The sequence below is a fragment of the Streptomyces sp. NPDC087901 genome (assembly GCF_044742205.1).
Taxonomy (GTDB): domain Bacteria; phylum Actinomycetota; class Actinomycetes; order Streptomycetales; family Streptomycetaceae; genus Streptomyces.
This window is the reverse complement of the sequence record NZ_JBIUUC010000010.1, coordinates 25,774-44,528: the sequence shown is the minus strand read 5'-3', so window position 1 is coordinate 44,528 and position 18,755 is coordinate 25,774. Positions and strand designations below refer to the sequence as shown.

General features: G+C 71.6%; 13 protein-coding genes. 4 read left to right on the top strand and 9 right to left on the bottom strand.

The features are described 5' to 3' along the window. Nucleotides 1-9 precede the first annotated feature (9 nt). Complete coding sequence (locus ACIOEW_RS27340; RefSeq protein ID WP_401966688.1) at nt 10-1,779, bottom strand: cation:proton antiporter; 1,770 nt, start codon at nt 1,777-1,779, stop codon at nt 10-12. A 256-nt stretch (nt 1,780-2,035) separates the two neighbouring features. Continuing rightward, entirely contained in the window at nt 2,036-2,725 is a 690-nt protein-coding gene (locus ACIOEW_RS27335; protein ID WP_401966686.1) for a hypothetical protein, read from the bottom strand. Nucleotides 2,726-2,791: 66 nt separating this feature from the next. Here ACIOEW_RS27335 and ACIOEW_RS27330 point away from each other — a divergent pair, with 66 nt between their 5' ends. Beyond that, nucleotides 2,792-3,022 (top strand): DUF6011 domain-containing protein, encoded by a 231-nt coding sequence (locus ACIOEW_RS27330; RefSeq protein WP_401966685.1) that lies wholly within the window; start codon nt 2,792-2,794, stop codon nt 3,020-3,022. A gap of 4 nt (nt 3,023-3,026) precedes the next feature. On the opposite strand, the gene ACIOEW_RS27325 is transcribed toward ACIOEW_RS27330, so the two are convergent. Together ACIOEW_RS27325 and ACIOEW_RS27320 are read right to left on the bottom strand one after the other, a co-directional pair. Further along, entirely contained in the window at nt 3,027-3,908 is an 882-nt protein-coding gene (locus ACIOEW_RS27325; protein WP_401966683.1) for an acyl-CoA thioesterase, read from the bottom strand. A gap of 46 nt (nt 3,909-3,954) precedes the next feature. Next, a complete protein-coding gene (locus ACIOEW_RS27320; RefSeq protein WP_362557386.1) occupies nt 3,955-6,468 on the bottom strand; it encodes a DUF3516 domain-containing protein in 2,514 nt (837 codons plus the stop codon). A gap of 170 nt (nt 6,469-6,638) precedes the next feature. Between ACIOEW_RS27320 and ACIOEW_RS27315 the strand changes: the two genes are divergently transcribed. Continuing rightward, nucleotides 6,639-7,430 (top strand): metal-dependent hydrolase, encoded by a 792-nt coding sequence (locus tag ACIOEW_RS27315; RefSeq protein WP_351000169.1) that lies wholly within the window; start codon nt 6,639-6,641, stop codon nt 7,428-7,430. A 153-nt stretch (nt 7,431-7,583) separates the two neighbouring features. Here the strand turns inward: ACIOEW_RS27315 and ACIOEW_RS27310 are convergent, their stop codons facing one another. After that, nucleotides 7,584-8,579: an Lrp/AsnC family transcriptional regulator gene (locus ACIOEW_RS27310; protein ID WP_401966680.1), complete on the bottom strand. Its 996-nt coding sequence runs from the start codon at nt 8,577-8,579 to the stop codon at nt 7,584-7,586. A gap of 275 nt (nt 8,580-8,854) precedes the next feature. Here ACIOEW_RS27310 and ACIOEW_RS27305 point away from each other — a divergent pair, with 275 nt between their 5' ends. Beyond that, the gene (locus ACIOEW_RS27305; RefSeq protein WP_401966677.1) at nt 8,855-10,504 is read left to right on the top strand and encodes an MFS transporter; all 1,650 of its coding nucleotides are present in this window, start codon (nt 8,855-8,857) and stop codon (nt 10,502-10,504) included. Between the two features lie 31 nt (nt 10,505-10,535). On the opposite strand, the gene ACIOEW_RS27300 is transcribed toward ACIOEW_RS27305, so the two are convergent. From ACIOEW_RS27300 to ACIOEW_RS27285, 4 genes are all read right to left on the bottom strand, one after another. After that, nucleotides 10,536-12,326, bottom strand: a complete 1,791-nt coding sequence (locus tag ACIOEW_RS27300; RefSeq protein WP_401966674.1) for an ABC transporter ATP-binding protein — start codon at nt 12,324-12,326, stop codon at nt 10,536-10,538. Beyond that, nucleotides 12,323-14,083, bottom strand: coding sequence for an ABC transporter transmembrane domain-containing protein (locus ACIOEW_RS27295; protein WP_401966673.1), 1,761 nt, complete (start codon nt 14,081-14,083; stop codon nt 12,323-12,325). Before ACIOEW_RS27295 ends, ACIOEW_RS27300 begins: the two co-directional genes overlap by 4 nt. Before the next feature lie 63 nt (nt 14,084-14,146). Further along, complete coding sequence (locus ACIOEW_RS27290; RefSeq protein ID WP_362555550.1) at nt 14,147-15,928, bottom strand: ABC transporter ATP-binding protein; 1,782 nt, start codon at nt 15,926-15,928, stop codon at nt 14,147-14,149. After that, nucleotides 15,925-17,772, bottom strand: coding sequence for an ABC transporter transmembrane domain-containing protein (locus tag ACIOEW_RS27285; protein WP_401966671.1), 1,848 nt, complete (start codon nt 17,770-17,772; stop codon nt 15,925-15,927). The genes ACIOEW_RS27290 and ACIOEW_RS27285 overlap by 4 nt, the downstream gene beginning before the upstream one ends. Before the next feature lie 248 nt (nt 17,773-18,020). Between ACIOEW_RS27285 and ACIOEW_RS27280 the strand changes: the two genes are divergently transcribed. Further along, complete coding sequence (locus ACIOEW_RS27280) at nt 18,021-18,755, top strand: hypothetical protein (RefSeq protein ID WP_401966670.1); 735 nt, start codon at nt 18,021-18,023, stop codon at nt 18,753-18,755.

The window sequence follows — 18,755 nt, the reverse complement described above, 5'->3', positions numbered from 1 at the left end:
ACCCCGCGGTCAGCGGGTCAGCACCCCGGTCGGCGGGCGCAGCAGAATGACGGTGTCGTCGGGCTCCGGCGCAGGCGTCCGAGAGTCCGTCACCGGTACGAGCCGTCCGTCCGGCCGCACCACGAACAGCAGCTCGTGCCCGGGCGGGAGGACGCCACCGGCCGGCTGAGCCACCGCACGGGCACCCGCCGCGTACCTGCGGGACAACTCAGGACCGCTGAGCCCGCCGCCGAACAGTGCCTCCCCGCCCGTGTACGGCGCCACCACTCCGTGGCTCGCCGTGGGTGCCGCGAGCCGGTGGACCGGGCCCTCGATGGTCTCTCGGAGCGTCATCGAGGCGAGGGCGTTGAAGTCGTCCTCACCCGTGAGCAGCAGCACCCCGGTGATGCCCTCGAGTTCCGCGCCGGCGCCGGTCGCGGAGGCGAGAAGTTCACCGGGGGCCAGCTTCAGCCCGGCCTCCTCGATCCGCGCCCGCTCACGGTCGGCACCGGCCCACATAAGGACGTCCAGTCCCGCCGAGCGCAGCGCGCACGCCAGGTCGACCGCCCAAGGAGCGCCGCCCACGAGCAGCGGCCGGGACCGCGCCGGTCGCAGAACCCCGAGCCGCTTGGCCACCGGGAACGCCGTCAGGCCGTACAGCATGACCGTGGCGACGATCACGACGAAGGTGGCGGGCAGGATGCGGTCGGCGCCCGCGATGCCCTTCCCGACCAGCTCGGCCGAGAACGTGGAGGCCGTGGCGGCGGCGACGATGCCACGCGGAGCCATCCATCCGATGAACCACCTTTCCCCGCGCGGTACGTCGGTGCGGAGGGTGGAGAGGTGGGCGATCAGCGGCCTGATCACCAGGACGAGCAGGGCGACCAGGGCGAGTGACGGCAGCACCACGTGCCGCAGCGACGCCGGGGTGACCGTGGCCGAGATGGAGACGAACAGCAGGCCGATCGTCAGCGAGACCAGGGTGTCGAGGAACGGCCGCCGGACGGGGAGGTCCAGGCCGGGCAGATTGGCCATGGCCATCCCCATCACGACAGCGGAGATCAGACCCGTGTCGTCACGCAGCGCGTCACAGGCGGTGGCCACGCCGATCACGGCGGCGATCTGCACCGAGGTGGCCAGTTCCTCGCTCAGCCGCACCCGCCGGAGCAGCAGCCACAGCACGCCGGCGCCCGCCGCGCCGCCCACCGCCCCCACCGCGGTGCTGGCCGCGAACTCGCCCAGCTGATGGCCGAACCCCGGCCGCTCACCCGCAAGGACCGCGTGGAAGACGAGCGCCCCCAGGATGCCGCCCACCGGATCGATCAGCGAGCCTTCCCAGATGAGCACGCGCTGCAGCCGCTCCGTGGGGCGGACGAAGTTGAGCAGCGGCCCGACGACGGTCGGACCGGAGACGACGAGGATCGCGGCGAGCATCACCGCCGCCGCCATCGACATGTCCAGCACCGGTACGGCGAACAGGGCGGCGGACACCAGGGTGAGCAGGGTCCCCAGCCACAGCAGCCGGATCACGACGCGGCGGGTGTGCCCCGTGAGCCGTCTGAGCTCAAGGCCCAGACCGGCGTCGTACAGGATGACCGCCACCGCGAGGGACACCAACGGGGAGAACGCGGCGCCCAGCAGCCGTTCGGGGTTGACGGTGTCGGTGAGCGCACCGGCGGTGAACCCCACCGGCAGCAGCACGAGCAGCGCCGGGACGCGCAGCCGGCTCGCCAGCAGCTGCGAGCCGACTGCGAGCACCACGATCAGTCCGATGCCCACGAGTACCTGATCCGCCGTCATCACCGTGCCTCCTCCGGCGCGAGCGCCGGGGCAGCGGTCGCGACCCGCGGAGCACCGCGCGACGACCACCTTCCGCGGCGGCGGCGAGGCAGGGCCGTCAGGCACGCGTCCGACGCCGGTCGGAGGCCGCGGTATCCATCCAATGGGCTAACGGCCACAGGGGCCGGGCCCGGCACCGTTCGGCCGGGCTACGCCGGCCGGCCTGCCGAAGAGGCCGGGCGGGCCGGTCCCCGGCCGACGTCACTTCACCTTGACGTCACTTCTTCTTGTCGTCCCACGGCGTGCCGATCCAGCTGTCGAACGAACGGACCACCGCCGTGAGCGCGACCGCCAGCCGCGGATCGACCCAGGGGGCGTGCACGACGACCTCATCCTTGGACAGGTACTCCAGCGGGGCCTCCCCGCCCGCCCGCCAGACGATGCGCCGCGGGCCGCGCGGCACATCGCCGCCGCCGTTGAAGGCACTCCCCACGCCGATCATCACCCACAGGGGAAACAGGGGCCACCACACGAACCACCAGAAGATCCGGCCCTTGAGGCCGACGGCCTCCGGGCAGCCGGACTGGGCCACGGTCCAGCGCGTGCGCAGGCCCTTGCCGGACAGAGCCTTCTCCCGGACGAACGTGCCGATCAGCTCGCCCTGCCCGCCCCACACCTGATAGGCCGACACACCCTTGCCCGCCGATGTGGTGACGACTGTCGCCAGCCGTGTCCGGCGCTCCGGTTCGGCCCACAGCACAAAGGACCGGACGCCGTCCTTCCGCGCCGAGAGGTACGCGGGTATGCCGCCGGCCGGCAGCTCGCGCTCCAGGTACGCGACCACATGGAAGTGGCCCTGGGACGTGTCGATGACGACGTGATCGAATCCCTCGGCCACACCGGGGAGAACCACGGGCCTGGCGCTCCCGCCCTTGGGGAGGCCCGTCACTTTCAGGGTGCTCGTCACGTACGGCTCCTCCGTCGGGGTGGTCGGGAAGTCGAAGCGTAGACGGGCACCTGAGAGGATCGACACGTGGAGCCCCCAGAACCTGCCCCCGCCACCGAAGCCGAGCAACTGCCCGGCGCCGCCGCCGCCACCGGCCGCCGCCCGGTGCGCTGCCGCATGTGCGGCCGCCCGCTCACCGGCACGGCCTCACGACGCACCGGCCTCGGCCCCACCTGCGACGCCAGACTGCACCCGGCCCCGCCCGACATCCGTACCCGCCGTCACGAGGTCGACCAGGACCCGCTGCCGGGCACCTGAGCCGTCAGGACGGCTGCTCGCCAAGCCGCCGGAACAGCCCCTCCTGCACCACAGACACCAGCAGATTGCCCTCGCGGTCGTAGATCCGGCCGCGCGCCAGACCCCGCCCGCCGGTCGCCACCGGCGACTCCTGGTCGTACAGGAACCACTCGTCGGCCCGGAACGGACGGTGGAACCACATCGCGTGGTCCAGCGACGCCATGTCGAAGCCGCGCGGCCCCCACAGCGGCTCCACCGGGATGCGCACCGCGTCCAGCAGCGTCATGTCGCTCGCGTACGTCAGCGCGCAGGTGTGCACCAGCGGGTCGTCGCCGAGCGGGCCGACCGCGCGCATCCACACCGCGCTGCGCGGGTCCGCGTCCTTGATCTCCTCCTGCGTCCAGCGCAGCCGGTCGACGTAGCGGATGTCGAACGGCTGGCGCCGCGCCATCCGCTCCAGCGCCTCCGGCAGACCGCCCAGATGCTCGCGCACCTCTTCGGCGACCGTCGGCAGCTCCTCCGGATCGGGCACCACACGGGCCGGCGGCAGCTGGTGCTCGAAGCCGGCCTCCTCCGGGCGGTGGAAGGACGCCGTCAGATTGAAGATGGTCCGGCCCTGCTGAACGGCCGTCACCCGGCGGGTGGTGAAGGACCGGCCGTCCCTGACCCGTTCGACCTCGTAGACGATCGGCACCCCGGGGCGGCCCGGCCGCAGGAAATAGGCGTGCAGCGAATGCACCGGCCGGTCCCCGTCGGTGGTGCGGCCCGCCGCGACCAGGGCCTGCCCGGCCACCTGCCCGCCGAAGACCCGCTGGAGGGACTCGTCGGGGCTGCGGCCGCGGAAGATGTTGACCTCGATCCGCTCCAGGTCGAGCAGGTCGACCAGACGCTCGGCGGGGTTCGTCATGCGCTTCGTCTCCACTCTCGCAGCGGCGTCACCGGTACGGACGCGCTCACAACTGGCCCACGGAGGTGACCCGGACAACCGCCCGGCCCTCCTCGTCGGACGCGGCCAGATCGACCTCGGCACTGATGCCCCAGTCATGGTCGCCGTTCGGATCGGCGAATGTCTGCCGGACCCGCCACAGCCCGTGCTCCGCGTCCTCGTCGATCTTCAGCAGCTTCGGCCCGCGGGCGTCCGGGCCGGTGCCCAGCTCCTCGTACTCGTCCCAGTACGCGTCCATCGCCTCGCCCCACGCGTCCTCGTCCCAGCCCGCGTCGCCGTCCAGCTCCCCGAGGTCGCGTACCCGGTCCAGCGCGGCCAGCTCGACCCGGCGGAACATCGCGTTGCGCACCAGCACCCGGAAGGCGCGGGCGTTGGCCGTGACCGGCTTGACCTCGTCGGCCCGCTCCTGCGCCTGCTCGGCCGTCTCCACCTCGGGATTGGCGAGCTGCTCCCACTCGTCGAGAAGACTGGAGTCGACCTGACGGACCATCTCGCCGAGCCAGGCGATGAGATCCTCCAGGTCCTCGGACTTGATGTCGTCCGGGATGGTGTGCTCCAACGCCTTGTACGCGCTCGCGAGATAGCGCAGCACGATGCCCTCGGTACGGGCCAGCTCGTAGTTCGACGTGAACTCGGTGAACGTCATCGCGCGTTCGTACATGTCGCGGATCACCGACTTCGGCGAAACCGGGTGGTCACCCACCCACGGGTGGCTCTGGCGGTAGACGTCGTACGCGTGCCACAACAGCTCGCTCAGCGGCTTCGGGTACGTCACCTCCTGGAGGAGTTCCATCCGCTCCTCGTACTCGATGCCGTCGGCCTTCATCTGCCCGACCGCCTCACCGCGCGCCTTGTTCTGCTGCGCGGCGAGAATCTGGCGCGGGTCGTCGAGCGTCGACTCCACCACCGAGACCATGTCCAGCGCGTACGACGGCGAGTCGGCGTCCAGCAGCTCGAACGCGGCGAGCGCGAAGGTGGACAGCGGCTGGTTCAGTGCGAAGTTCTGCTGCAGATCGACGGTGAGCCGCACGATGCGGCCCTCCGCGTCGGGCTTGTCCAGTTGTTCCACGACGCCGCCGTCCAGCAGCGAGCGGTAGATCGCGATCGCCCGGCGGATGTGCCGCAGCTGGGCCCTGCGCGGCTCGTGGTTGTCCTCCAGCAGGTGCCGCATCGCCTCGAAGGCATTGCCGGGACGCGCGATGACGGACAGCAGCATGGTGTGCGTGACCCGGAAACGCGAGGTCAGCGGCTCGGGGTCGGACTGGATCAGCTTGTCGAACGTGGTCTCCGACCAGGCGACGAAGCCCTCGGGTGCCTTCTTGCGGACGACCTTGCGTTTCTTCTTGGGGTCGTCTCCGGCCTTCTTGACCGCCTTCTCGTTCTCGACGACATGCTCGGGGGCCTGCGCGACGACGAAGCCCGCCGTGTCGAAGCCGGCCCGTCCGGCACGGCCCGCGATCTGGTGGAACTCACGGGCGCGCAGGGTCCGCACCCGGGTGCCGTCGTACTTGGTGAGGGCGGTGAACAGCACCGTGCGGATGGGGACGTTGACCCCGACACCGAGCGTGTCCGTACCGCAGATGACCTTCAGGAGCCCCGCCTGCGCGAGCTTCTCGACCAGGCGGCGGTACTTCGGGAGCATGCCCGCGTGGTGCACGCCGATGCCGTGCCGCACATAACGCGAGAGGTTCTGGCCGAACTTGGTGGTGAAGCGGAAGTTGCCGATGAGATCGGCGATCTTCTCCTTCTCCTCCTTGGTACACATGTTGATGCTCATCAGCGACTGTGCCCGCTCGACGGCCGCGGCCTGGGTGAAGTGCACGATGTAGACCGGCGACTGGCGGGTGTCCAGGAGCTCGGTGATCGTCTCGGTGATCGGTGTCAGCCGGTACTCGTAGCTCAGCGGGACCGGACGGGTCGCCGAGCGCACCACGGAGGTCGGGCGGCCGGTGCGGCGGGTCAGGTCCTCCTCGAACATCCGGACGTCGCCGAGCGTGGCCGACATCAGGACGAACTGGGCCTGCGGCAGTTCCAGGATCGGGATCTGCCATGCCCAGCCGCGGTCCTGCTCCGCGTAGAAGTGGAACTCGTCCATCACGACCTGGCCGATGTCCGCGTACTTCCCGTCACGCAGCGCGATGGACGCGAGCACCTCGGCGGTGCAGCAGATCACGGGGGCGTCGGCGTTGACCGAGGCGTCGCCGGTGAGCATGCCGACGTTCTCCGTACCGAACAGCTTGCACAGGTCGAAGAACTTCTCCGAGACCAGGGCCTTGATCGGAGCGGTGTAGAAGGTGACCTTGTCCTGGGCCAGCGCGGTGAAGTGCGCACCGGCCGCGACCAGGCTCTTTCCGGACCCGGTGGGGGTGGAAAGGATCACGTTGGCCCCGGAGACCACCTCGATCAGCGCCTCCTCCTGAGCGGGATAGAGGGTGATCCCCTGCGTCTCGGTCCATGACGAGAAAGCCTCGAAGAGGGCGTCGGGGTCGTCGGTCGGGGGCAGCTGATCGATAAGGGTCACGACCCCATCTTGCCTGTCTTCCACCCCGATGAGGGAACCGGACGACGGTACGAAGATCACGGACGATACGCTGCCCCTTCAACTCGGCCGCACCACAACGTTGATGGCCGGAACACGTGCACAGGCGATACCTGTCGCACCTCACGACACATACGGGGGCGGAAACAGCCATGATGGGACCGGCACACTCTCTGTCAGGGGCAGCGGCCTGGCTGGGGGTGGGCGCGGCCGCGGCTGCCGCGGGCCACACCATGCCGTGGCCCGTCCTCGTCGTCGGCGCGCTGATCACCGCGGGCGCGGCGCTCGCCCCGGACCTCGACCACAAGTCGGCGACCATCTCGCGCGCCTTCGGGCCGGTGTCCCGCGGACTCTGCGAGATCGTCGACAAGCTCTCGCACGCCGTCTACAAGGCCACGAAGATGCGGGGCGACTCGAACCGCAACGGCGGCCACCGGACCCTGACCCACACCTGGCTGTGGGCGGTCCTGATAGGAGGGGGCGCCTCTGCCGCGGCGATCACCGGCGGTCGGTGGGCGGTGCTGGCGATCCTCTTCGTCCACCTGGTGCTCGCCGTCGAGGGGCTGCTCTGGCGGGCCGCCCGGATGTCCAGCGACGTCCTCGTGTGGCTGCTCGGCGCGACCAGCGCATGGATTCTCGCCGGCGTCCTGGACAAGCCGGGCAACGGCTCGGACTGGCTCTTCAACGCCCCCGGCCAGGAATACCTCTGGCTCGGTCTGCCCATCGTGCTCGGCGCCCTCGTCCACGACATCGGCGACGCGCTGACCGTCTCGGGCTGCCCGATCCTGTGGCCGATCCCGGTCGGCCGCAAGCGCTGGTACCCGATCGGCCCGCCGAAGGCCATGCGGTTCAGGGCCGGGAGCTGGGTGGAGCTGAAGGTGCTGATGCCGGTCTTCATGGTGCTCGGGGGAGTGGGCGGGGCCGCCGCCATGAACTTCATCTGACGCGTTCCGGGCCGGACCGGTGTCCGGTACGACGGCGCCCCGGGCGGATCTCCCTCCGCCCGGGGCGCCGTTCGGTTGTGCGGACACCGCCCGGGGCCTCTCGTCGGGATCAGGCCGGACCCCGCGAGCCCGGTCTGATCCCGACGAGAGGCCCTAGACGGCTGTGGGAGGGACCAGGCGGCCGTGGGAGATGAGGGAGGCGGCCTGCTTGAGGCGGCGCGTCCGGATGCTGACTCCGTAGGCGTCGACGCCGGGGGTGGTGGCGAGTCGGGTGGTCAGATAGCGGTAGAACTCCTCGGCGTCGCGGCAGATGACGATGGCCATCACGTTGTGTTCACCACTCGTGGCGCCGGTGAACGCGACCTCGTCGTGGCCGGCGATCTCGTGTCCGGTGCGTTCCAGGTGGGCGGGAGCGACGCGGAGCCAGAGCGTGGCGTTGAGGTGGTAGCCGAGGAGTTCCGGCAACAGGTCGATGTCGTACGAGAGGGTCCCGGACGTCTCCAGCGACTCCAGCCGACGGGCCACGCGGCCTTTGGACCAGCCGGTGACCTCGGCAAGTTGAGTGTGCGAGGCACGGCCGTCCTCGGCCAGGGCGTCGAGCAGCGGGCCGTCCTCGGCGGTGAGGGGGAGGAGAGGGCCGGCCGGGGCAGGGGGAGGACTGCCGGCCAGCCGCTGTTCCTGCTCGGCGCCGAGACGCCCGCCGTAGCCGGTCCAGCCGGACGTACCGGGGACGCCGAAGGGGTGGAGGAGCAGGTCGATGCTCAGGTCGAGGACGGCAGCGGACCTGGGCAGCTGCTGGAGCAGCATGTCCTCGCGCGGGGCATGGAGCGGTGACCGGATGACGCAGATGATCTCCGAGCCGCCCGAGGCGATGCCGACGTAGGCGATGTCGGGGCGCCGCGCGAGAGTGTCGGCGAGGGGCGCGGCCCGGTCGGGGCGGCAGCGGATACGGGCCACCCACTGCGCCTCGCCGTGGACGGCGGGATCGACCAGGCCCACGACCCGCATCGCGCCGCTGCGGCGCAGGGCCTGATAGCGGCGGGCCGCCGTCTGCTCCGACACTCCGATCACGTCGCCGATGAGCCGGAAGGGGGCACGCGGTGCAAGTTTGAGTGCACGGAGGATTTTCATGTCGACATCGTCGGTCACGGCGGAAGTCTGTCACGAGGTGGGAGATGGGTGGAGGTTTTCTCCGGATGTGTGGGGCTGCTTCGTTGAATCTGCATGGTTTCGCCGATGCTGGGGCCCGGGTTCGTTCGCATCGTGGGCCCGACGTCCCACCTGCCCTTCGCCCACACCCGAGCGCACGGCACCGTCCGGGCATCGTGGCGGCCGGGGCACCGGCCGTACGCCGGGCGGAACGCGTCGGACGGAATCCCGCTGGACATCAATCGCGGCGCGTCGCGTCGTAAAGGAGTGCTTCCTTGAACGTCACACCTTCGGCGAGCGGCCGGCCCGACCGGCGGGCGGCCACGCTCGCCATGGCCTGCCTGGGCGTATTCGTCGCCTACTTGCCGGTGACCACCGTCGCTGTGAGCCTGCCCGCCATCCAGGCGGCGCTGGGCGCTTCGACGGCCCAACTTTCCTGGGTCCAGGATGCGTTCGTCCTGCCCATGGCCGCGTTCATCCTGACCGCCGGTGTGGTCGGCGACGTCCACGGGCGCAAGAAGGTGTTCCAGGCAGGCCTGTTGCTCTCCGCCGCCGGTGCGGCAGTCGCGCTGGCCGCACCGTCGATCCAGGTGCTGTGGATCGGTCAGGCCCTCGCCGGACTGGGCGCGGCCGCGCTGCTGCCCACGACGCTGGCCCTGATCAGCCATGCCGTTCCCGACCACCGTGAGCGCGGCAAGTTCATCGGACTGTGGGCCACCTCGCTCCTCATGGCGCTGGCCGTCGGCCCGCTGATCGCCGGGGCCGTCCTGCAGCACGTGGCCTGGCGGTGGATCTACCTCCTGGTCATTCCCGTCTCGCTGCTAGCGATGGCCTTCGCCTCGCGGCTGCTGACCGACTCGCGTGCCCCGCACGGCCGACGGCTCGACTGGCCGGGCCAGATCACCGCCGCAGTGGCCGTCACCGCGCTGGTGTACGGCGTGATCGAGGGCGGCGCAGGCTCCTTCACCGACACCCCGGTCCTGGTGGCGCTGGTCGTCGCCGCGGCCGGCGCGGTCGCGTTCGTCGTGGCCGAGCGGCGCAGTGACAGCCCGATGCTGGACCTGACGCTGTTCCGCAGCCCGGCCTTCACGGCCACCACCCTCGTCGCGATGATCACCTTCCTGGCGCTCATCGGCTTCTTCTTCCTGCTGAGCCTCTACTTCGGCCTGGTGCAGCAGCTCGACACCCTGGCGGCGGCCTGGCGCCTCCTCATGGTCACCGCGGCCGCGATCGTCGTCGGCGGTCCCGTCGGACGACTCATGCACCGGTTCCCCGCGCGCATCCTGATCACCGCCGGGCTGCTCGTCGTCACCACCGCGCTGCTCTCCATGACCACGCTCGACGCGGACACGTCCTTCGCCTCCGTCGCATGGCGGCTGGCCCTCCTGGGCCTCGGGATCGGCGGCGTCCTGACGCCCATGACAGCCACCGCCGTCTCCTCCGTACCCCACCACCTGGCGGGGATGGCCGCAGCCGGCAACAACGCCTTCCGGCAGATCGGCGGCGCACTCGGCCCGGCCGTCCTGGGCGCGCTCCTCACCGCCCGGGCCCTCGGCACCTTCCCCGCTCATCTCGCCGACGCCGGAATCACGGGAACGGCCGGGCAGAGCATGGTGGACACCGCCCGTGAGGGAGGGCTCGGCGCGGTCGCCGGGATGGATCTGGGTGCTGCGACCGGTCCGGTCCTGGGCGCAGTGGGCGATGCCTTCCTGGACGGTATGCGCCTGTGCCTGATCGTCGCCGCGGCGCTCACGCTGCTCGCCGCCCTCGTCGCCGCGGTACTGCTGCGCCGGCCGGGCGGGGCGCCCACCCCCTCGGTGACGGTGGCCGTGGCCGGCTCACACACCGCCCCCGACCTTGCCGACGCGGACGAGGTCGCCTCGGGGCAGGGCGGCGGACGGGCCCCGGTGCGGGGACACGGCTGACAGCGGGGCGCACCCGCCGGAGCGCCCCGGCTCAGGAGGAGGCCGGCCGCTCACCGTGCCAGGAGCGCCAGAGCGCGGCATAGGCGCCGTCGGCCGCCACGAGAGCGTCGTGGGTGCCGAGTTCGGTGATCCGGCCGTCCTCCATCACGGCCACCCGGTCCGCGTCGTGGGCCGTCTGCAGGCGGTGCGCGATGGCGATGACGGTCCGGCCGTCGAGGACGGCGGCCAGTGCCCGTTCCGTGTGCCGGGCGGTCCTCGGGTCCAGGAGCGCGGTGGCCTCGTCGAGTATCAGCGTGTGCGGGTCGGCCAGCACCACGCGCGCCAGGGCGAGCTGCTGTGCCCGGGCGCCGTCCGGCCGGTGCCCCGCGTGTCCCAGATCGGTGTCCAGGCCGTCGGGCAGCTCGTCCGCCCACTCGGCGCCGACGGCGGCGAGCGCCGAGCGCAGTTCGCCGTCCGTGGCGGAACCCGAGGCGATCTGCAGGTTGTCACGGACCGTGCCCTGGAAGACGTGGTGCTCCTGCGTGACGAGGACGACGTGGCGGCGCAACCGGTCGGGGTCCAGGTCGGCGACCGGGACCCGCCCCACCGTCACCGAACCGGTGCGCGGTGTGTCCATGCCTGCCAGCAGTCTGCCCAGGGTGGTCTTGCCGGCGCCGGAGGGGCCGACGATCACCAGCCGCTCGCCGGGCCGGACCGTCAGGTCGACACCGTGCAGGACATCGCCCCCGTCGTCGTAGGCGTAGCGCACGCCGGCCACCTCGATCCGGTCGCCGTCCGGGGCGGGCGCGTCGGCCGGTGCGGGGGAGCCGGCCGGTGGTGCCTGCGAGGCCGGTCCCAGGCCCTCGACCCTGGCGAAGGAGGCGCTGCTGCTCTGTATCTGCTCTAGCCGCTGCAGGATGCTGTCCAGGGGTTGCGAGAGCTGCCTCAGATACAGGGCCGAGGCGACCACCGCGCCCAGGCTCATCGAGCCCTGGTCGTGCAGTACACCACCGATCAGCAGGACACCCGCCACGGGAATGACATACGAGACGTCCACGGCGGGGAAGAGCACACTGCGGAGGAACAGCGTCCGGGTCCGGGTGCTGAGGCACCTCTCGATTTCCTCCTGGCACGCCGCGATGCGCCGCTCCTGCAGTCCGAGGGCCTCGACCGTCCGGGCCCCGGCGGCGGTCGCAGCCAGTTGCCCGGCGAGAGCCGAGTTGGCCGCGCCCTCGGCAAGGTACGCGGTGAGTGCCCGGCGCAGATACCAGCGGGCGGCGAACCAGATGCCGAGCAGACCCAGCACGCCGCACGCACCGAGCAGCGGGTCGAGTGCGAACACCGCCCCGAGGATGAACAACGCCCGGACCCCGGCGATGAGGACCTCCGGCCCGGCGTCCCGGAGGGTGGCGCCCACCGAGGCGACATCGGCGGTGCCGCGGGTCATGAGGTCGCCCGTGCCCGCCCGCTCGACGGCCGCGGCAGGCAGCGCCAGAGCCCGGTCCGCGAACTGCTCGCGGATCCGTGCCAGGGTCCGCTCGCCGAAGCGGTGCCCCAGGTAACCGGCCCAGCGGACCAGGAGGAGCTGGGCCAGTGCGAAGACGAGGACGGTGAGCGCGAGGCGGTCCACCGAGGCCACGGTGCTCCCGGCCCTGACCTCGTCGATGATGCGGCCGAGGAGCCATGGGCCGACGAGCCCGGCACCGGCGGCCAGGGCGTTGAGGGCGATCACAGCGGTGAAAGCGCGGCCGTCCAGCCGGATCAGCCGGAGCGCCGCCCGGCGGATACGGGCAGGTCCGGCGACGGGCAGGGCGCGGGACGGGGGCGGTGACCCGGCGGTCATCGGACGGGCTCCCGGCTCGGCGGGACGGCTTCCTCGCCCCCGCGGTCCCCGTCCTCGTCGTCCAGGCCGCGCGACACGAGCAGGCGGTAGCCGCGGTGCCGGTCCAGGAGTTCACGATGGCTTCCGACTGCCGCGACGGAACCGTCGACCAGGTAGTACACGGTGTCCGCCCGATCGAGCAGGAGGGGTGACGTGCTGGTGACGACCGTGGTGCGGCCGGACCGTGCGGCGCGCAGCCGGGCCGCCATGACCGCCTCGGTGTGTGCGTCGACCGCCGATGTCGGTTCCACCGCCAGGAGCACCTCGGGATCGGCCAGCAGGGCCCGGACCAGGCGGACGCGCTGCCGCTGGCCTCCGGAGAGGTTGCGCCCCTGCGCGTCGACGGGCGAGTCGAGTCCGTCCGGCAGTCCGCGGACGATGTCGTGTGCCATGGCCGCGTGGACGGCGCGGGAGATCGTCTCCTCGTCCGGGTTCCCGCGGCCGCGGAGCACGTCACGAAGCGGACCGGCGAACAGATCGGCCTCGTTGTCCGCGACGAGGATCCGCCGGCGCACCTGCGTCAGGTCGATCTCGGCGAGGCTCGTGGCGCCCCAGGTCGCGGCCGACCCGGTGAACCGGCCGAGACGGTCGACCACCGCCGCGGAGTCCGACGGCCGTGCGCTGACCAGTGCGGTCAGCATTCCGGGTGCCACCTCGACACCGGATGCCGGATCACGGAGCGTCGACGGCGCCCCGGGCCCGCGCGAAGTCGCCTCCCCGCCGGTGGACTCGGGCTCCAGGGTCAGGAACCGGATGACTCTGCGGGCGGCGACCAGCCCACGGCTGAGGTCGTAACCGCCCTCGATGAAGGCCGAGACGGGGACCACGAGGACCGCTGCGTATCCGTAGACGGCGACCAGTTCACCGACCGTGATGGTTCCCTGCGCGGCCATCCGGGCCGCCAGCCAGGTCACGGTGCCGAGGAACAGGGCGGGCAGGCCGACGCCGAGCGCCTGGATCCAGCTGGTCACCGAGCCGACGCGGTACCCCTCCGCCCGGAGGGCCCGCGAGCCGTTCCGGTAGCGCTGCGCGTACACCTCCTTGCCGCCGATGCCGTTCAGCACCCGCAGGCCCGCGGCGATGTCCTCGAACCGGGAGGCGAGCCCGCCCTGTTGTTCCCGGTACGCCGCTTCGACGCCCTGAAGCCGCCCCAGCAACGGGCCGACCAGTACGGCGAGCAGCGGCACACCGAGCAGCACCACCGCGGCGAGCAGTGGCGAAACGGTCAACAGCAGCGCGGCCACGACGACATAGGCGAGGACTGCGCCGACCCCGGGTCCGGTGCCGGTCAGCGTGTTGGCGATCATGGCGACGTCGCCGAAGCCGATCGTGACCACTTCGCCCGCCGTGACCCGGCGCGGCAGCGCCGCGCCCAGCTCGGTCGCCTGCCTGACCACCACCTGTACGGAACGGAATGCGGCGTCCAGCCGGACCCTGGTCATCGTGCGGTGCCGCATGATGGCCAGCCACGCGTTCAGCACGCCCGCCCCGAGCAACGCCGCGACCCAGCCGGCCAGCGCGGACTCCCGCCCCGGTTCCAGCCCGTCGTCGATGGCGCGCGACAGCAGGTAGGGGGGCAGCGTCAGACCGACCATCCAGGCGCTGCCGAGCAGTGCACCGGCGGCGATCCTGCGGCGCTGACAGGTGATCAGCCACCACAGGTACCGTAGGGCGCCGCGACAGTCCGGGGTCCCTGGATCCGAGCGGGTTGCTGTCATGTACAGCACCCTAGTGATCGTCGGCCGGTACGGGCGCAGGGGCCCCGGACACGCTCATTCCGCTCAGCCGTGCCAGGACCGCCACAGCGCCGCGTACGCGCCGTCCGCCGCCACCAGCTCGTCATGGCTGCCCAGCTCGCTGATCCGGCCCTGCTCGACGACGGCGATCACGTCCGCGTCGTGCGCCGTGTGCAGCCGGTGGGCGATCGCCACGACCGTGCGGCCGTCCAGCACCCGGGCCAGCGACCGCTCCAGATGGCGGGCCGCGCGCGGGTCGAGCAGCGAGGTGGCCTCGTCCAGCACCAGCGTGTGCGGATCGGCCAGCACCAGTCGGGCCAGCGCGATCTGCTGGGCCTGCGCCGGGGTGAGCGCCAGACCGCCCGAACCGACCTCGGAGTCCAGCCCCTCGCCGAGCGCCCTCGCCCAGCCGTCGGCGTCGACCGCGGCCAGCGAGGCCCACAGCTCCGCGTCCTCGGCGCCGGTACGGGCCAGCAGCAGGTTGTCCCGCAGCGACCCGACGAACACATGGTGCTCCTGATTGACCAGAGCCACATGCGTACGGACCCGCTCAGCCGTCATCTGCGACAACTGCGCACCGCCCAGCGTGACTTCACCGGTCCTCGGGGAGTAGATCCCGGCCAGCAGCCGCCCCAGCGTCGACTTGCCCGCACCGGACGGACCCACCAGCGCAAGCCGCGTACCGGGAGCGACATCGAGCGACACCCGGTGCAGCACGTCAAGACCGGCGCGATAGCCGAAGTGCACCTCGTCGGCACGCACTTCACGGCCGTCCGGGGCCACACCGGCGTCACCCGCGTCCGGCTCGATCTCCCGGACCCCCACAAGGCGGGCCAGCGACACCTGCGCGACCTGCAACTCGTCGTACCAGCGCAGAATCAGGTTGATCGGATCGACCATCATCTGCGCGAGCAGCGCGCCCGTCGTCAGCTGACCGACGGTGAGCCAGCCCTCGATGACGAACCAGCCGCCGAGCATCAGGACCGCGCCGAGAATCGTCACGAACGTGGCGTTGATGACGGGGAAGAGCACGGACCGCAGGAACAGCGTGTACCGCTCCCACGCCGTCCACTCCTTGATCCGCCGGTCCGACAGCGCGACCCGCCGCGCACCCAGCCGGTGCGCCTCCACGGTCCGCCCGGCGTCCACGGTCTCAGCGAGCATCGCCGCGACCGCCGCGTAACCCGCCGCCTCCGAGCGGTACGCCGACGGCGCCCGGCGGAAGTACCAGCGACAGCCGGTGATCAGAATGGGCAGCGCGATGAGGACCGAGAGCGCCAGCGGGGGAGCGGTGACGGTGAGTGCGGCGAGCAGCAGCCCCGCCCACACCACGCCGATGGCCAGCTGCGGCACCGCCTCGCGCATGGCGTTGGCGAGCCGGTCGATGTCCGTGGTGATCCGGGACAGCAGGTCACCCGTCCCGGCCCGCTCCAGCACCCCCGGCGGCAGCCGGACCGACCGCACGAGGAAGTCCTCACGCAGATCGGCCAGCATCTCCTCGCCCAGCATGGCGCTGCGCAGCCGCATCATCCTGGTGACCACGGTCTGGATGACCAGCGCCACCGCGAACACCGCGGCGGTGCGCTCCAGATGGAGGTCGGTGACCCCGTTGGACAGGTCCTCGACCAGTCCGCCCAGCAGATACGGGCCCACGATCGACGAGATCACCGCGACGGAGTTGAGCACCGTGACCACGATGAACGGCCGCCGGTGGCGCCGCATCAGCTCACGGACGTAGGTGCGCACGGTCGTGGGGGTGCCGACCGGCAGGGTCGTCGCCGACTCCGGGGCGGCCGGGTCGTACGCCGGTGGTGCGACGCCGATCATGCCCTCTCCTCGATTTCCTGGATCGTGTCGATCGTGTTGATGTCTTCGGCGTGGTCCGGTGCGGCCGCGATCTCGTCGTCCGTCTCACGGGTGACGACCGCCCGGTAGCGCGGTTCGTCCCGCAGCAGCTCACGATGGGTACCGACGGCCACCACGGTGCCGCCGTGGACCAGCGCCACCCGGTCCGCCAGGTCGAGCAGCAGCGGTGACGAGGCGAACGCCACCGTCGTACGGTCCTTGCGCAGGGCCTTGATGCCCTCGGCGACCCGTGCCTCCGTGTGCGAGTCGACCGCGGACGTCGGCTCGTCGAGCACCAGAGCCTCCGGATCCGTCACCAGTGACCGCGCCAGCGCGAGCCGCTGGCGCTGGCCGCCGGAGAGCGACCGGCCACGTTCGGTGATCCGGGTGTTCATGGGGTCTCCGTCTGTGTCGACGGATGCCTGGGCGAGCGCGTCCAGGACGTCGCCGCACTGTGCGGCCGCCAGCGCGTCCGCGGCGGCGACCCGGCCGGACGACGGCACGTCGAGCAGTTCGCGCAGCGTGCCGGAGAGGAGCACCGGGTCCTTGTCCTGGACCAGGACCGCGGTCCGTGCGGCGTCCAGCTCCAGCTCGTCCAAGGGCACGCCCCCGAGCAGGACCGACGGCACGACGGGAGCCGGGGCGTCCTCGGCCTCGTCCTCCTTCGCCACGGCCGGCTGGGCATGGCCGCCGAGCCGGTCCGCGAGCCGGCCCGCCTCGTCCGGATCGCCGCAGACCACCGCGGTGAACAGGCCCTCGGGAGCCATCAGGCCGGTGGCCGGGTCGTACAGGTCCCCGGTCGGGGCGGCGTCGACCGTGGACGGCCGTGCCACCCGGCTCAGCGAGAGGACGCGGACCGCGCGCTGCGCGGACGGCCGCGAGAAGGAGTACGCCATGGCGATCTCCTCGAAGTGCCGAAGCGGCAGCAGCATCAGCGTCACCGCGCTGTACACGGTCACGAGCTGACCGACGTCGATCTCCCCGTCCCGGGCCTGCGTGGCCCCGTAGGTGACCAGCGAGATCAGCAGCACGCCCGGCAGGAACACCTGGACCGCCGAGATCAGCGACCACATCCGCGCACTGCGCACCGCCGCCTTGCGGACCTCCTGCGAGGCGCGCCGGTAGCGGCCGAGGAACAGTTCCTCGCCGCCGATGCCGCGCAGCACGCGAAGCCCGGCCACCGTGTCGGAGGCCAGCTCGGTGGCCTTGCCCGCCTTCTCGCGCTGGACGTCGGCGCGGCGGGTGGCCCGGGGGAGCAGCGGCAGTACGGCCAGGGCGAGTACCGGCATGGCGAGCGCCACGAGCAGGCCGAGCGAGGGCAGATAGAGGACGAGCCCGATACAGACGATGACGAGGGTCGCGGCGGCGGCGGCGAAGCGGGAGAGCGCCTCGACGAACCAGCCGATCTTCTCCACGTCGCCGGTGGACACCGCGACGACCTCGCCCGCGGCGACCCGGCGCGTCAGTGCCGAGCCGAGCTCCGCGGTCTTGCGGGCCAGCAGTTGCTGGACCCGGGCGGCAGCGGTGATCCAGTTGGTGACGGCCGTCCGGTGAAGCATGGTGTCGCCCACCGCGATCAGCACGCCGAGCACCGCGAGCATGCCGCCGGCCAGTGCCAGCCGCCCGCCGGACCGGTCGACGACCGACTGGACGGCGAAGCCCACGGCAAGCGGCAGCCCCGCGATGGAGCACTGCTGCAGCAGGCCCCATGACATGGACTTGAGCTGTCCACGGATCTGGTTGCGGCCGAGCCAGAGCAGGAAGCGAGGGCCCGACCGGACGTCGGGATCGCCGGGATCCGAGTACGGAAGATCGCGAATTTGCATGACGTCCCAAAGATCGGAATTAGCTGAGATCCGCGGGGGATCTCCAGAAACACGTGGGGATGCGTGTGGGGGGACCAAACCGTCCAAGCCTCGCTCCCCACAGGGGCCGAGGCAAACCCTTTTACGCGCAGGGCCCCGTGGGCGCCGGAGTGTGCCGGGCCGGTGCACGGAGTAAAGATTGGGCACGCATTCGCCGTACGCCGCAGGCGAGGACGGCCCCGGACGCCCGGTGGTGCGAGCATGGACGGATGCGTAGAGCCGGTGCGGTACGAGTGGTGGCCTCGGCGGCCGCCTGCGGTGTCCTGCTCACGACCCTGACGTCGTGCGGCGACGGACAGGACCCGAAGAAGTCGGACACGCGGTCGGCCGGTGCGCAGAAGGACAAGGCGCAGACCACCGGCCTGAAGCGCATCCCGGACGTGGGCGACCGGCTTCAGTCTCGGATCCCGGCCGGCTCCCGCCAGGTCGTCGCCGTGTACGGCATGGGCAAGAACTCTCCGGACTCCACGGTCGTGCTTTACACCCGGACCGGATCCACCTGGGACAAGAACGCCGGATGGAAGGCCCACAACGGCCGCAAGGGCTGGACCGCCGACCACCACGAGGACGACAAGCGCTCCCCGGTCGGCGTCTTCACCCTCACCGACGCGGGCGGCGCACTGCCCGACCCGGGCGCTCTGCTTCCGTACAGCGAGTCGGCCGCCATCCAGGCTCCCCGGTACTGGGCCAAGCCCTACTGGCACGACTTCGACTACGTCATCGCCATCGACTACAACCGCGTCAAGGGCACCGCCCCCAACGACCCGACGCGCCCGGAAGGGCAGTCGAAGGGCGGCAGTATCTGGCTCCACATGGACCACGGCAGCGGCACATCGGCCTGTGTGAGCCTGCCGAAGGCCGCCATGGTGAAGCTGCTCCGCACCCTGGACCCGAAGCAGAACCCGGTCGTGGTGATGGGCGACCGCGCCGCCCTCAAGGCCTGA